Below are 13,537 nucleotides of genomic sequence, written 5' to 3'. Positions count from 1 at the left end.
AGTTTTCCAGCTTCCAGCTTCCTGCCTTATTGTTTAATATTATTTTATTTGATTTCTGAAAGCTATAATTTGATTCATTAAGCTATAACTTTCATTATATAATTTATTAAATTCTTCTACCGCAATATAGTTTCTATTTTTTACTTTATAAAGACAAGTTACTACTTCCGCTAATGATCTGATAGAGTATCCTAAAAATTTTCTGAACTCTAGTTTTGATTGTAAAATACTTCCTTCAGAAATATTTAATGCAATAGAATCGGAAGCTCTTCTAATTTGAGCGGTTAAATTAAAAGCTTCATCTTTTGGAAATTTTAAAGTAAGTTTATAAATATTTTCTCCATAATCCATAGACTTTTGCCAAATTATTAACTTTTCAAATTTAAAACTCATTTTGTTTGCGTTGATTACCAATTTTGAAATTCCAAACCTATATGCCTTCCATCATCCAGCCTCAAACTTCCAGCCTAATTCAATTTCTTATTCTCAACTTTTGTGGTCTTATCAATTTTAAAAGCTCTGATCGGATCATTATAATATACAAACTTTGCCGTATTTTTCACATTTCCTTTCAGTGAATCTTTTACATTCAGTTCTGCATAATTTCCGTTTTGAGAATCTAAATTAAGATTCTCAATCTTCCAATAAGGAGCAATCAGACTTGCTGTGTCTGAGATTTTTATCACTGCATCTTTAGTTTGACCTAAAAAATTAGCGCGGCTTCTGTTTTTCATGTCAATTTCCGCTCTTCTTGTGTTGATCGAACCCATAAAAGTAGCGTAATTTTTTAAATTTAATCTAAAATTATCGGTTTTAATTTCACTCGAGATATTCATTTCAACAGAATCTGAAAGTGACACTTTTTCTAAATTGTATTTTGAATAAATGGTCACATTATAAAAATCAATTCCTTTTACGCCTCTACTTTCTTTAATGGAAAGGGTTTTGTCATCCACATCAATATTAAGATTGTCTGCAATGTTAGGATATGTTTCTACCTCCACAAAGTTTTTCGGTCCTTTTGCATAAAAAATACGAAACTTTCCGTCCAAATCAAGATTGACAAATTCTTCTACGTCAATTTCCTTTTTTTCTAAATTTCCTTTTGGAGAAATTTTACCGCAGGAAACAACCGCCAATAATAATAAAGTATAGACTGTATTTTTCATTTTCAAACTAATAAAGTTGATATAAAACTGCAAAAATGACGAAACTTTCTATTCCCATTAACACATACACAGCCGATACTCTCCAGAGCAAACCTGGCTTTGAGTATGATTTTTTGAAAGCATTCCAAAAAGTAATTGCAGGAAACAGAATAGAAAGACCGAAAATAATTTTGTCGATAAAATTGAAAATCTTTGAAACCGGTTTCCACAAACCAATCAGACTTACAATATCACTCCACAAAAATAAGATTAATATTCCTAAAAGACTAACAGTTGCAATGATAAAATGCTCTGCAATATTGAACTTCAACCGTTTAAAAATTAAATATCCGTTGATTGCCAACATAGGAATAATCACAAATAAAATGACTTTCGAATATTTTGAGAAAAAATCTTTTACATCCGAAACATTTTTCGTTAAAACTTGTTCTGGAGCAAACTGTTCATAATAATGGTAACTCAACACATTAAAGCCAAAAAGAATCAGCAACAACGAAATAAAATTGCTGTATCTGATTCTTTTCCCTGAAATATAATCCATCGCCGTTTTACCTGGATGGAATAAAATATCTTTTAAAGTTGAGAAAAATTTAGCTTCAACATGCCAAATCGAGCCTAGAATATCATTTTTAATGAGCGAACTAACAGTAATTCTTGCCGTATCTGAATTCTGTCCGCAATGAGAACAAAACTCACCGGAGAGAAAATGACCGCAGTTCAGACAAGTTTTATTTCTCATTTACATCATGATAATTTCTTAATTCACTCTATATCACTTCGTCGATATTATAATTCTTATGTTCTCTGTTGGTTCTGATAATCATTTCGCCTAAAAATCCTGCGATGAAAAGCAAAGTTCCCATCAACATCATGGTTAAAGCAATGAAAAACCAAGGATTATTGGTGATTAAATGTCCGTAAATTCCTCTTGCAACATCAATTAATTTTGAAACTCCCAACCAGAATGCAGATAGGAAACCGACAATAAACATAATCGTTCCAACCGCTCCGAAAAAGTGCATTGGTCTCCCTCCGAATCGACTTACAAACCAAAGCGTTACCAAATCTAAAAATCCGCGGACGAATCTTTCAGTGCCAAATTTTGAAGTTCCGTAAGGCCTTGCCTGATGCGGAACTTCTTTCTCTGTAATCCTTCTGAAACCAGCATTTGCCGCTAAAACCGGAATATAACGGTGCATATCTCCGTAAACATCGATTGATTTAACGACTTGTTTTTTATAAGCCTTCAAACCACAGTTGAAATCATGAAGATAAACTCCAGAAACCTTTCTTGCTGCTGCATTAAACAGTTTTGAAGGCACATTTTTGGTCATTACATTGTCAAAACGTTTCTTTTTCCAGCCTGAAACGATGTCATAATTATCTTCAATCACCATTCTGTACAGTTCAGGGATTTCTTCCGGGAAATCCTGCAGATCGGCGTCCATTGTAATAATTACATCACCATTTGTTCGTGCAAAAGCAGCGTGTAAAGCTTGTGATTTTCCGTAATTTTTGGAAAATTTTATTCCGTGGATTTGAGGATGCTGCACTTTCAGATTCTCAATAATGCTCCACGATAAGTCTGTACTTCCGTCATCGATAAACCAGACTTCATAAGATAAATTGCTGGTTTTACAAACGTTATCAATTCTCGAAAAAAGCTCTTCCAAAGATTCTTCTTCGTTCAGTAACGGAATAACTATAGATAAATTCATTTAATTTTAATAAAAATTAGGCTTTATTAATGACTTCCTGATGGTTTGTTTTCTTTCTGAAAAACGCTCCGAAAAAGACAGACAAAACTACGTAAAATATAAGTATCGCTGCAAAATATCCGGAGAAATGACTCAGTGTCAACATATCTTTATTTTTTATTGTCACAGGATCAAATCTTTGAAGACTTTCCTGGTACTTCTGCTCCAGTTCATCAATATCTTTCTGATGCTTTAAAATTTGCTTTGCAGACTGATATTCTTTATCCAACTCAGATTTTTGTCTTGTCACATATTGATAATTTAACAGCTTTTTTGCATCCGGATCGATGAAATTTAAGAATGTAAAAATACTTACAATTGATAAAATTCCGCCAACAAACATCGGAACAAATGCTCTCTTGAAAGCTTCTTTAAAATTCATTTGATGCTTATTCCAGTGAGATTTTACAGACCAAAAGGCAAATAAAACGTAAAGAACAGGCAAAACAAATGCATTGACTTTCAGTGTAATATCAAAATATTCAATTCCTGAAAAAAAGGAGTAAACTACAAAAAAGATAGCCATTGTAATGGCATAAAGTAAAATTCCTAAGGTGAGTGGACTTTTCGTCATAATTCTGATTTTTAGAAAAATTCTCAAAAAATATTGGTCTAAATTTCAGCGTTTTAGCTTTAATAAAGGGTTTTCTTAAGATTTTTTCTGTAATAATATTTTTAAGTTTAAAATAAGTTCCTATCTTTGCAACGGCAAGTCCTAAACAACCAGCTCCTGAGAATCCTCCAGGGTGGGAACGCAGCAAAGGTAATTGGTCGTAGCGGTGTGATTTAGGTAGCTTGCCATTTTTTATTTTTTTTAGAAAAGAGATTAAGATGATTTTATTAAAATTACTTAATCTCTTTTTTTTTGTTTATATATCAAAGCTTTCTCCTAATTTAGGTAAAACCAATTCTACATTTTTATCGGCAAAATGTTTTGCTGCACTCTCATGATTGATTTCTATTGCCGGGAATGTATCAAAATGACACCCGATCACTTTCGGAGTTTTTAATAATTCTGCAGCTGCAAAAGCTGCTTTTCTTGCACACATCGTGTAATGACCGCCAATCGGAAGAATTGAAAGATCTAAATTTCCATACAACGCCGGAAAAAGCTGCATATCTGCCATTACTCCTGTATCTCCTGCCAAATACACATTTTTACCTTCTGGAAGTCTGAAAATATATCCTACAGGAACTCCGCCGTAACTTCCGTCTGGAAATGAACTTGTATGATGTGCAGGAACCATGCTGATTTTTAAATCATCAATTTTTGCAGATCCTCCTAAATTTACATCGTCAGTGTTTTTGGCATTTTTAAAATAAGCACAGATTTCTGGCTGACCGATAATTGTCGCTTCCGGATAATGTTGTAAAACCTCTCCTACATCTGCAATATGATCTCCGTGAGCGTGAGTCAAAAGAACATAATCGATTTTTTGAGCCGTGATATCAAAACCTGATTCAGCTTTTTTGTAATTGTAAAAGGGATCACATAAGATCGTTTTGTTTTTGTACGTGAACAAAAAACAGTTTTGTCCTAAATATTGTATTTTCATTTTTATTTAATTTAAATTTTATTTTTAATACAAATTACACTAATATTTTTCCACAAATCTCACTATAATTTAATTGTGTTATTAGTGGAAAAATTAGTGTTATTTGTGTTTATATTTTAACTAAAATAATTGATACCTACAGCCGTTAAAACCGCCATCATTAAAGTCATTATTCCTACTTGTTTCAAAAATGGATCAAGTTGTTTTGGTTCTTTTACAGACATGATACTTCTTCTTATTTTCGCTACAGGAAATATAAGAATCATCACCATAAAAACGTAATATTTCTGCATCTGAATGAAACCATTAATCCCTAAAAAGATCAGAATTAGAATCAATGGAAGTTGCAATAAAACCATTTCGTAGATCATCGCATTTTTGAATCCTATTCTCAATGCAAGACTGTTTTTACCGGATAATCTGTCGCTTTCGATGTCTCTCATATTGTTCAGATTCAGAACTGCCATACTCATCATTCCAATCGCCGTTCCCGGCAAAAGAATATCCCAGGAAAACGTTTTTGTAAACAGAAAATAACTTCCGCAAACTGAAACCAAACCAAAGAATATGAATACGAAAATATCTCCCAATCCCATATATCCGTAAGGTTTTTTACCAACTGTATATCCGATTGCTGCCAAAATACTGGCTATTCCCAATCCGATGAAAATATAAAATTCATTCATAAATTCCGGGATGAAAGCGATGTATAAAAGTGCGATAGTTGCTACAAAAGATAAAATTGAGAATAAGATGACCGCATTTCTCATTTGTTTAGCAGTAATTCTTCCCGATGCAACTGCTCTCGCTTCGGCTTCTCCGATTCTTTTGGCATCGGTTCCCTTTACGCCGTCTCCGTAATCATTTGCATAGTTTGATAGAACCTGATAAAGCAAAGTCACCAAAAGTGCTAAAGCAAAAATTTTCCAGTCCCAAATTCCTCCCTCTTCTCTGAGCCTCCATTTTGCGATGAAAGACCCCATAATAATTCCGCTTAATGATAGCGGTAACGTTCTAAGCCTTGCAGCTTTTATCCAATCAGTCATAATTTATGAGTAATGAATAATGGGCAATAGGTAATATAAAATCTGAAGATTACTTATTGCTCATTACTTATATTAATTTGTTTCTATTTTATAAATGCAGTAATTCAGCAGTTTTTTAAGCTTTTTGAAGTTTAAAGCAACTATTTTGAACCGTCCTGCAGAGGTATAAAAAGTGATACTTCCCAAGTTTGTTTTTCTTTGCCAAAAATACTGAGAAATTTTCACAGTTTGAAGCTTTTCAATCTCGAAAGTTCGGTTATCGATGTCCCAGATTCCTGATTGTAATCTTATAAATCTTTCGTTGTAAAATAATTTTAAGTTTTTGAAATAAATCAGAATAAATATTTCAACTAAAATGATATAAGTAAGTGCTAAAAACCAATGCTTTAACAATAAATTTTTATTAATAATGAAAAACAAAAACAACGGCAAAACGATAAACTGAAAAGTATTGACAATAATTAATCTGAAATTTGGTTTTAGAAAATCTTCAAAAGCCGGATTTTCTTTCCAAATGGTAGAAATTAATTTTGCTTTTTCATCATTGGAGATTCCTGGAACGGCAGAAATATTTTTCTCTTCTTCGTTTTTCCCAATCTGAAGAAATTTCACAAAAGAAATCTTCATTTTTTTCTGAATCCAGTTCTGAGTCTCAGTAATTACCTGAACCTTCGACTTATTAACGATTGAATTTCGAGTGGTAAACAAACCATATTCAAAAGAAAAGCTCTGATTGTTTTCGCTGATTTTAAAATTGAAATACTTGATTAGTGTCTTGACTGAATTAAATGCGATTCCCAAAATACCGACAGCCAGAACAATTGCTAAAAGCATTGAAACAGAAGATGCTAAAAACTGTGATTCAATCGTATCATAATCTAATCTGGTGTCAATTTCTGCTTTCTGCAATAAATTATTGATTTCTGAAAACCCATAGATAACCAGACTTACCAGGCCTAAAAAACTTTGAATATAATTGGCGGTAATCCCATATTTTAAAATACTCAGCGTAGAAATTTTAAGAGAATGAACATTCTTAACATCCTCACCTTCGGCAATTTCTATATTTTCATCTAAAGTATTTTCGACTTTTGATTCTGCTAAAAGATATTTTTTTAAATCTACTGCATTATGTTTCGTTAAAGCCGAAATTTTTACTTCTTTTTCAGAGCTTCCCGGAGTATCAATCTCAAGTTTATAAATATTAAAAAACCGGTGAACAAAAGGCTGAGAAATATTAACTTCCTGAATGTTTTCCTTTTTAATTTTGGTGACGGATTTATTGATAATTCCTTCGTGAATCACAAATTCGTCGTTTTCTTCGTCGATATAATATTTAAAATGAAAGTATTGTAAAACTGCAGAAACAATTAAAATTCCGAGTCCTGCAAGAATCGCAAGAACAATCATCCATGATTCAACCCTGTCTTTTTTCACCAAAAAAAGAATAATGAAAACCCACAAACTTTTGATTACCATTCCAACATTATAAAGGAAAAGGAGAACAATGCCTGTTTTAGATTGTCTTTGAGGTCGAAAAAAGGAATTATGCGTTTTCTCCTCCATTTTCTTTATTTTCCTTTGAAATATTTCTGCGGATATGATTGTTAATTCCTTCTGCAATATCTTCCGGCAAACCATTGATCGTGACATCTCCACCATTGACACCTGCTGTAAAAACGGAGATCGATTTTAACTGTAAAATCTTAGAAAACCAACCCTGCTCTACTTTAATGTGCTGAATTCTATTGAAAGGAATAATCATTAAAGTTCGTTTCAGCCAACCGTGTTGATATACCAAATCGTGTTCACGAATTGCATATTTTCTGAATTTAAATCCGATCAAAGTATTTAGAATAAGAAAAATAATTAACAAGAGAACTCCAATAATAATTGACAACATTTGAATTTTACTTAAATCAAAATAAAAGAAATAAAAAGCTGTACTCATTACTCCTACTAAGAAAATAAAGAATAAAGTAAGATTTAATAAGATAATTTTAAGATATTTCGATGAGACTGCCGTCAGTTTCAATTCGCTGAAATCAGGAATTTCAAGGTCGAAAATCTGGGAATTTTGAAAGTTTTGATTCATATTGTAAAGAGCTCTCGCAGATTTTGGAGATGACGCAGATTATTATCATTTATCATTAAATACCTACAAATGATGAGAATAAATTAAATATTAAAACTCAGTTTTGGTTTTAGCATTGCACAATAAATCAGTATTAAAAATGCAAAAATTAGGTAATAAGATTCTTTTGGAGAATAGTGAATAAGTTTGTTCCAGAAGTTTGATGTTTTATAGCTATGATCATTCATATCTAAATATTTGGTTTCGCAATACCCTATCCCGTCTATTCCTTGAAAACTATCAGATTGTTTTTTCATGTATGGCAAATAAAGGCTGTTAGTTTTTTCCGTATCTAACCCCCATTGTTGACAATTTGTTTTTTCAAGAATATTTAAGATACTAACTAAATCAGCATAAACATTTTTATCAGAAAGCTGAAATCGTATTCCGGTTTTATCTATATTATTTTCTTTTAATTGATTGATTGCTTTAATGAAATTTTCTTCAGTCTTTGTATCAAAACTTGGCTTTACATTGATTGTTTTATAATTCCAGCCATCAGTCGGGATTTTTGCAAAGTCAGAAACTTTTTCTTCTATTTTAGCTTTAAAAGGAAGTCCAATATCCAATACTCTCATGTTCATCTGATGGTAAACCGGAGTTGCATAATAAAGAAATAAAAGAGGAACTAAAGCGCACTGATAATTCCTGCAACATAACATATTTTTTTATGTTTTCTCATTTCTATTGATTTTAAAACTTGTATAAAATTACAAAATAATAGGCAATGAAATCACTCATTACCTATTACTCATTATTTATATTTAAGAAATCCAGTTATCTTTTCCGAAGTCCGGTTTTCTTTTTTCAAGGAAAGCATTTCTACCTTCTTTTGCTTCTTCTGTCATGTACGCCAAACGGGTTGCTTCACCTGCAAAAACCTGTTGACCGACCATTCCGTCATCTGTAAGATTCATGGCAAACTTCAGCATTCTGATCGAAGTCGGAGATTTTGCCAAAATTTCCTGAGCCCATTCATAAGCCGTATCTTCCAATTCGTCGTGAGGAATTACGGCATTCACCATTCCCATATCAAAAGCTTCCTGAGCAGAATAATTTCTTCCTAAAAAGAAAATCTCACGCGCTTTTTTCTGTCCTACCATTTTCGCCAGATAAGCAGAACCGTAACCACCATCAAAGCTCGTTACATCAGCATCAGTCTGTTTAAAAATGGCGTGTTCTTTACTTGCTAAAGTTAGATCACAAACCACGTGAAGCGAGTGACCGCCACCAACTGCCCAACCCGGAACAACGGCAATTACTGCTTTCGGCATAAAACGAATTAAACGCTGAACTTCCAAAATATTCAAACGGTGTCTTCCGTCTTCCCCTACATAACCTTGATGACCTCTTGCTTTTTGGTCTCCTCCGCTGCAGAACGCCCAACCTCCGTCTTTCGGGCTTGGTCCTTCTCCTGAAAGCAGAACTACACCAATTGATGAATCTTCAGAAGCATCATAAAAAGCATCGTACAATTCTGAAGTTGTTTTGGGTCTGAATGCATTACGGATTTCAGGTCTGTTGAAAGCAATTCTTGCTACTCCGTTGCATTTTTTATACGTAATATCTTCGTATTCCTTTACGGTTTTCCACTCGATCATTTTGTAAAATTTTTCCCAAATATACGGAATTAGGGACAGATTTTGAAGTGGGATTTGATGATTATGCTTATGAAATGTATTTCTTTATGCTTTATATAAAAGTACAAAAACTACAAAATTTAATATCATTTCAACATAATGAAAATAAAGGTAGTTTTAAATTTCAACGAAATGACAAAATGACTGCCAATTTTAGCTTTTATAAATTAAAAAGAACATTCATAAACTTTATGGTAAGAATTTAATTTTTTGAAATACATACATTAAAAAAAGCGCTGAAAAATTATTTCAACGCTTTGTATTTTTGCTTAGAATTAAAATGTAATTAAAGCATTTTCAAATTGTTCACTTCTTGTTCAGATAAAATTCTCCAGTGACCTCTTTTGATATTTTTCTTGGTTAACCCAGCAAACATTACTCTGTCAAGTGCTTCAACTTCGTAACCTAATCTTTGGAAAATTCTTCTGATAACACGGTTCCAACCGATGTGAATTTCAATTCCCACTTCATTTCTAGGTTTTCCTTCAATGAATGAAATCGCATCCACTTCTGCAACACCTTCATCCAGACGAATTCCTTCTGCAATCAGTTTTAAATCTTCATTTGTAAGTTTTTTATCTAAAGTAACATGATAAATTTTCTTAGCATCAAAAGAAGGATGCGTTAATTTTTTTGTCATGTGACCGTCGTTGGTTAATAAAATAACTCCTGTTGTAGAACGGTCTAACCTTCCGACAGGGAAAACTCTGTATGGAGAAGCATTGGCAACCAAATCCATCACCGTTTTTCTTGCCTTGTCGTCTTTTGTAGTAGAAATATATCCTTTAGGCTTATTTAAAAGTACATAGACTGGTTTTTCCGGAGTAATATTCTGTCCGTCAAAAATTACTTTATCAGATTTCTGAACCTGATAACCCATTTCCGTTACCACTTTTCCGTTTACTTCCACTAAACCTTGAGTAATCAGTTCGTCTGCTTCCCTTCTGCTGCAAATTCCTGAGTTAGCGATGTATTTATTGAGACGAATTGTGTCCTTATGAACATCTTTTTCAATCTTTGTTAATCTTCTTTTTTGTACAAAAGATTTGTTTTTATCTTCTCTTTTATCATCTGTTCCGGGTCTTCTTCCGTATTTTAGACTCCCTCTTTCATATTTATCTCTGGTGTCAAAAGCACCTGGTCTGCTACCACCTCTGCTTGGAGCTGATTTTCTGAAAGGTTTTTTCTCTTCACTCGAATTGGTAATAAAATCTGTTTGTTCAGTTTTTCCAAATTTCTTATCCATTCTGTCTTGGTAACTCGTACCGCTACTTCCTCTGGATTCTGAATTTCTTTCTCCTGCTTTAGGAAAGGGTTTTTTAAAAGGTTTTGATCCTGAATTTCCAGATCTTGAAGCACGAGATTCATCAGAACTATTTCTTGTTGAACTTCTTGGTTTCTTTGGTCTTCCTGAATTATTGTCTCTGCTCATGCTAAATATTTGTGCAAAGATAGTAATTTAATAACGAGTTAAAAATTAAGAATCATAACTTTGTAGCGCAGTATATCTATAAATACAAAAAAAATCGTACGATGATTACCATACTAGACGAAAATTTTTCACAGCTTAATCAATTCATGAGTGAAAAGTCATTCAGCAAAGTTTTTATTTTGGTGGATGAAAATACGCATGAATATTGTCTCCCTTTACTTTTAGGAAATTTAGAAACTGATCTTGCATTTGAAATTCTTGAAATTGAAGCGGGTGAAGAAATGAAAAATATTCAGACAGCCAACCAGCTTTGGGAGATTCTGACCGAAATGCAGGCTGACAGAAAAGCTTTAATCATCAACCTTGGAGGCGGAGTGATTACCGATATGGGCGGTTTTGTGGCGTCAACTTATAAAAGAGGTATTCAGTTTATCAATATTCCGACTACTCTGCTGTCTATGTGTGATGCTTCTATTGGCGGAAAAACAGGAATTGATTTGATGCACTATAAAAACATGGTGGGAACTTTTTCTTTTCCCGAACAAATCTATGTTTATCCCAGATTTTTAGATACACTTCCTGCGAAAGAGCTGAAAAGTGGTTTTGCTGAAATGTTGAAGCACGGTTTGATTGCCGATAAAAAGCATTGGGAAGATTTAATTCAGCTACAGCATTTAGATCCTGTAGGAATTGAACCTTTCATTCAAAAATCGATGGAAATTAAACAGGAAGTTGTGAATGCAGATTTTTATGAAAAAAATGTAAGAAAAACGTTGAACTTTGGTCACACGATCGGTCATGCTATTGAAAGCTTGTGTCTGCAAAGTGAAAATCCTATTCTTCACGGAGAAGCGGTTGCGTTGGGAATGATTTGCGAAAGCCATCTTTCTTATCTTGAAGGCTTAATTTCTAAAGAAGATTCAGATTTAATTATCGAAAATATTCAGAGATATTTCTGTTTTATTGATTTAAGTGATTTTAAAGATGAAGATATTTTCAGTTTATTATTAAATGATAAAAAGAATTCAAACGCAAAAATCAATTTTTCATTGCTTTCAGGAATCGGTTCTTGTGTATTTGACCATCAATGTTCTGTAGAAAACATTCATAAATCGATTGATTTTTACAAAAAACTCAGCGGATTTTAGTTTTATACTGATGTTTTTAACAGCAAAATTATGAAATTGCTATTCGTGGCATATAAATTATTCGAATTATAAATCATTTGTTTTCAATTATTTGTAATTATAACCATTTACTATTGTGAATGGTTTTCTTTATTTCCTACCACAAATATTTTTTTGGCAAGCAATTTGAAAGATTCGACTCGTCAAACCCAAAAAAGTTTGGTAGTAAAGTTTAAAATTAGAATTAGTAAAATATTAAAAAATTTAAGTTATGAAAAAGTTAATCTTAGGAATTGCAGTATTGTCAACTTCATTGGCATTTGCTCAGACAAAACCAACTCCAATGTCATCTTCGTCTCCTGTAAGATTCGGTCTTAAAGCAGGTATGAACGTTTCTTCTTTATCTAAAGATGCAGGTTTGGAAGATCAAAAATCTAAAATTGGTTTTAACGCAGGTGTATTTGCAAACATTCCTATTGCGGAATCTTTCAGCATTCAGCCAGAGGTTTTATATAACCAGTTAGGTGCAAAAGTAGAAAGCAGAGACGAATTTACAGTGCTTGGTACAACGACCAGAAATGTACAGTCTTACTCTACAAATTTAGATTATATCTCAGTGCCGGTAATGTTCCAATATAACTTTGTACCTAATTTTTATGTAGAAGCAGGTCCTGAATTCGGATTTATGGTTTCAGCAAAAAATAAAGGTGACAGAACTACAACTGTAACAAATTCTTCAGGAACGAGTACTTCTTCAGCAAGTTATACAGATGATATCAATAAAGATAATCTAAACACTTTCAACTTCGGTATTGGTATTGGTGCAGGTTACTATTTTACAGATAATATTGGTATTACTGCAAGATATGTAGCTGGTGTAACTGATGTTGCGAAAGACAGACCAAGTGGATCTGATGCTATCAGAAACAACAACTTCCAGGTTGGTTTAGCATTCAAATTCTAAACAGAAACAAATCTTATTCAATAAAAAAATGTCAGGCTTAGAAATAAGTCTGACATTTTACTTTTGTTATGTTATTACAGAAATTTTATTAAATTGCGCCCAATTTTAAAATAAATTAAAAAACTATGAAAAAAAAATTATTGGGAATTGCAATTGTTATGAGTTCTTTGGTTTTCGCACAAGATAAGCCTGAATCTCAATCTCCTCGTTTTGGAATAAAAGCAGGTTTTAATTTGAGTTCAATAAACGTCGATGGTTTCGAAGCAAAACCAGGAATTTATGGAGGTGTTTTTGCCAATATTCCTGTTTCAACTTATGTAAATGTTCAGCCGGAAGTTTTATATAATGCTGCAGGTGCAAAACTTAAGGATGTAAATAAGGCAGATTTGAATCTTGAATATATTTCGGTTCCTGTAATGATTCAGTATAATATTTTGCCGGAACTATATGTAGAAGCCGGACCACAACTTGGAGTTGCCATTAATAAAAAAATAAGGACAGATGGCGGTTCTGCAGAAGTAAAAGAGTATTTTAAAGATTTTGATTTTGGTGTAGGTTTTGGCGCGGGATATTATTTTGGTCGAAACTTTGGAATTACAACGCGTTACATAGCCGGCGTAATGGATGTTTCTCAAAATAACCCGAGAGAATTTATTAGAAACAATGTTTTCCAAGCGGGAATTGTATATAAATTTTAAATGATTCAATAAAA

15 protein-coding genes and 1 other RNA gene are annotated in these 13,537 nt (G+C 32.7%); 4 read left to right on the top strand and 12 right to left on the bottom strand.

Annotation, left to right across the window (positions count from 1 at the left end):
- Positions 1–39: 39 nt before the first annotated feature.
- From ACOOWA_RS06605 to ACOOWA_RS06585, 5 genes are all read right to left on the bottom strand, one after another.
- The gene (locus ACOOWA_RS06605) at positions 40–393 is read right to left on the bottom strand and encodes a four helix bundle protein (protein WP_421374051.1); all 354 of its coding nucleotides are present in this window, start codon (positions 391–393) and stop codon (positions 40–42) included.
- A 74-nt stretch (positions 394–467) separates the two neighbouring features.
- Complete coding sequence (locus ACOOWA_RS06600; protein ID WP_421374049.1) at positions 468–1,169, bottom strand: GIN domain-containing protein; 702 nt, start codon at positions 1,167–1,169, stop codon at positions 468–470.
- A 7-nt stretch (positions 1,170–1,176) separates the two neighbouring features.
- A complete protein-coding gene (locus ACOOWA_RS06595; RefSeq protein ID WP_421374048.1) occupies positions 1,177–1,908 on the bottom strand; it encodes a DUF3667 domain-containing protein in 732 nt (243 codons plus the stop codon).
- A gap of 28 nt (positions 1,909–1,936) precedes the next feature.
- Positions 1,937–2,887 carry a glycosyltransferase family 2 protein gene (locus tag ACOOWA_RS06590; RefSeq protein ID WP_267266217.1) on the bottom strand — a complete coding sequence of 317 codons (951 nt, stop codon included), beginning with the start codon at positions 2,885–2,887 and terminating at the stop codon, positions 1,937–1,939.
- A gap of 16 nt (positions 2,888–2,903) precedes the next feature.
- The gene (locus ACOOWA_RS06585; RefSeq protein ID WP_421374047.1) at positions 2,904–3,500 is read right to left on the bottom strand and encodes a DUF4199 domain-containing protein; all 597 of its coding nucleotides are present in this window, start codon (positions 3,498–3,500) and stop codon (positions 2,904–2,906) included.
- Positions 3,501–3,632: 132 nt separating this feature from the next.
- On the opposite strand from ACOOWA_RS06585, the gene ffs reads away from it, so the two are divergent.
- An RNA gene (gene ffs / locus ACOOWA_RS06580) (signal recognition particle sRNA small type) lies at positions 3,633–3,730 on the top strand.
- 65 nt (positions 3,731–3,795) lie between these two features.
- Here ffs and ACOOWA_RS06575 read toward each other — a convergent pair.
- The 7 genes from ACOOWA_RS06575 to ACOOWA_RS06545 all read right to left on the bottom strand — a co-directional run bounded on the left by ACOOWA_RS06575 (position 3,796) and on the right by ACOOWA_RS06545 (position 10,734).
- On the bottom strand, positions 3,796–4,482 hold the full coding sequence (locus ACOOWA_RS06575) for a metal-dependent hydrolase (protein ID WP_421374046.1): 687 nt from the start codon (positions 4,480–4,482) through the stop codon (positions 3,796–3,798).
- A 116-nt stretch (positions 4,483–4,598) separates the two neighbouring features.
- Positions 4,599–5,528 (bottom strand): 1,4-dihydroxy-2-naphthoate octaprenyltransferase, encoded by a 930-nt coding sequence (gene menA, locus ACOOWA_RS06570; RefSeq protein ID WP_421374045.1) that lies wholly within the window; start codon positions 5,526–5,528, stop codon positions 4,599–4,601.
- 72 nt (positions 5,529–5,600) lie between these two features.
- On the bottom strand, positions 5,601–7,094 hold the full coding sequence (locus ACOOWA_RS06565) for a PH domain-containing protein (RefSeq protein ID WP_421374044.1): 1,494 nt from the start codon (positions 7,092–7,094) through the stop codon (positions 5,601–5,603).
- Positions 7,075–7,623 carry a PH domain-containing protein gene (locus ACOOWA_RS06560; RefSeq protein ID WP_421374043.1) on the bottom strand — a complete coding sequence of 183 codons (549 nt, stop codon included), beginning with the start codon at positions 7,621–7,623 and terminating at the stop codon, positions 7,075–7,077. Before ACOOWA_RS06560 ends, ACOOWA_RS06565 begins: the two co-directional genes overlap by 20 nt.
- An 83-nt stretch (positions 7,624–7,706) precedes the next feature.
- Positions 7,707–8,324, bottom strand: coding sequence for a hypothetical protein (locus ACOOWA_RS06555; protein ID WP_421374041.1), 618 nt, complete (start codon positions 8,322–8,324; stop codon positions 7,707–7,709).
- 102 nt (positions 8,325–8,426) lie between these two features.
- Positions 8,427–9,263 (bottom strand): 1,4-dihydroxy-2-naphthoyl-CoA synthase, encoded by an 837-nt coding sequence (locus tag ACOOWA_RS06550; protein ID WP_421374039.1) that lies wholly within the window; start codon positions 9,261–9,263, stop codon positions 8,427–8,429.
- Positions 9,264–9,588: 325 nt separating this feature from the next.
- Complete coding sequence (locus tag ACOOWA_RS06545) at positions 9,589–10,734, bottom strand: pseudouridine synthase (RefSeq protein ID WP_421374037.1); 1,146 nt, start codon at positions 10,732–10,734, stop codon at positions 9,589–9,591.
- A 101-nt stretch (positions 10,735–10,835) separates the two neighbouring features.
- On the opposite strand from ACOOWA_RS06545, the gene aroB reads away from it, so the two are divergent.
- From aroB to ACOOWA_RS06530, 3 genes are all read left to right on the top strand, one after another.
- Positions 10,836–11,882 (top strand): 3-dehydroquinate synthase, encoded by a 1,047-nt coding sequence (aroB, locus tag ACOOWA_RS06540; protein ID WP_421374036.1) that lies wholly within the window; start codon positions 10,836–10,838, stop codon positions 11,880–11,882.
- A 250-nt stretch (positions 11,883–12,132) separates the two neighbouring features.
- The gene (locus ACOOWA_RS06535) at positions 12,133–12,825 is read left to right on the top strand and encodes a porin family protein (RefSeq protein ID WP_421374035.1); all 693 of its coding nucleotides are present in this window, start codon (positions 12,133–12,135) and stop codon (positions 12,823–12,825) included.
- Positions 12,826–12,950: 125 nt separating this feature from the next.
- Positions 12,951–13,523 (top strand): porin family protein, encoded by a 573-nt coding sequence (locus ACOOWA_RS06530; RefSeq protein ID WP_421374034.1) that lies wholly within the window; start codon positions 12,951–12,953, stop codon positions 13,521–13,523.
- Positions 13,524–13,537: the final 14 nt, after the last annotated feature.

It is taken from the genome of Chryseobacterium sp. GP-SGM7 (genome assembly GCF_049166575.1).
Classification (GTDB): Bacteria; Bacteroidota; Bacteroidia; order Flavobacteriales; family Weeksellaceae; genus Chryseobacterium.
Note: the sequence above shows the minus strand (reverse complement) of the source record. Positions and strands in the feature narration are given on the sequence as shown.

Coding starts and splice junctions, on each gene's coding strand:
- ACOOWA_RS06605 (WP_421374051.1), bottom strand. CDS start 393: ATGAGTTTTAAATTTGAAAAGTTAATAATTTGGCAAAAGTCTATGGAT.
- ACOOWA_RS06530 (WP_421374034.1), top strand. CDS start 12,951: ATGAAAAAAAAATTATTGGGAATTGCAATTGTTATGAGTTCTTTGGTT.
- ACOOWA_RS06585 (WP_421374047.1), bottom strand. CDS start 3,500: ATGACGAAAAGTCCACTCACCTTAGGAATTTTACTTTATGCCATTACA.
- ACOOWA_RS06565 (WP_421374044.1), bottom strand. CDS start 7,094: ATGGAGGAGAAAACGCATAATTCCTTTTTTCGACCTCAAAGACAATCT.
- ACOOWA_RS06600 (WP_421374049.1), bottom strand. CDS start 1,169: ATGAAAAATACAGTCTATACTTTATTATTATTGGCGGTTGTTTCCTGC.
- ACOOWA_RS06535 (WP_421374035.1), top strand. CDS start 12,133: ATGAAAAAGTTAATCTTAGGAATTGCAGTATTGTCAACTTCATTGGCA.
- ACOOWA_RS06595 (WP_421374048.1), bottom strand. CDS start 1,908: ATGAGAAATAAAACTTGTCTGAACTGCGGTCATTTTCTCTCCGGTGAG.
- ACOOWA_RS06560 (WP_421374043.1), bottom strand. CDS start 7,623: ATGAATCAAAACTTTCAAAATTCCCAGATTTTCGACCTTGAAATTCCT.
- ACOOWA_RS06575 (WP_421374046.1), bottom strand. CDS start 4,482: ATGAAAATACAATATTTAGGACAAAACTGTTTTTTGTTCACGTACAAA.
- ACOOWA_RS06545 (WP_421374037.1), bottom strand. CDS start 10,734: ATGAGCAGAGACAATAATTCAGGAAGACCAAAGAAACCAAGAAGTTCA.
- ACOOWA_RS06555 (WP_421374041.1), bottom strand. CDS start 8,324: ATGTTATGTTGCAGGAATTATCAGTGCGCTTTAGTTCCTCTTTTATTT.
- aroB (WP_421374036.1), top strand. CDS start 10,836: ATGATTACCATACTAGACGAAAATTTTTCACAGCTTAATCAATTCATG.
- ACOOWA_RS06590 (WP_267266217.1), bottom strand. CDS start 2,887: ATGAATTTATCTATAGTTATTCCGTTACTGAACGAAGAAGAATCTTTG.
- menA (WP_421374045.1), bottom strand. CDS start 5,528: ATGACTGATTGGATAAAAGCTGCAAGGCTTAGAACGTTACCGCTATCA.
- ACOOWA_RS06550 (WP_421374039.1), bottom strand. CDS start 9,263: ATGATCGAGTGGAAAACCGTAAAGGAATACGAAGATATTACGTATAAA.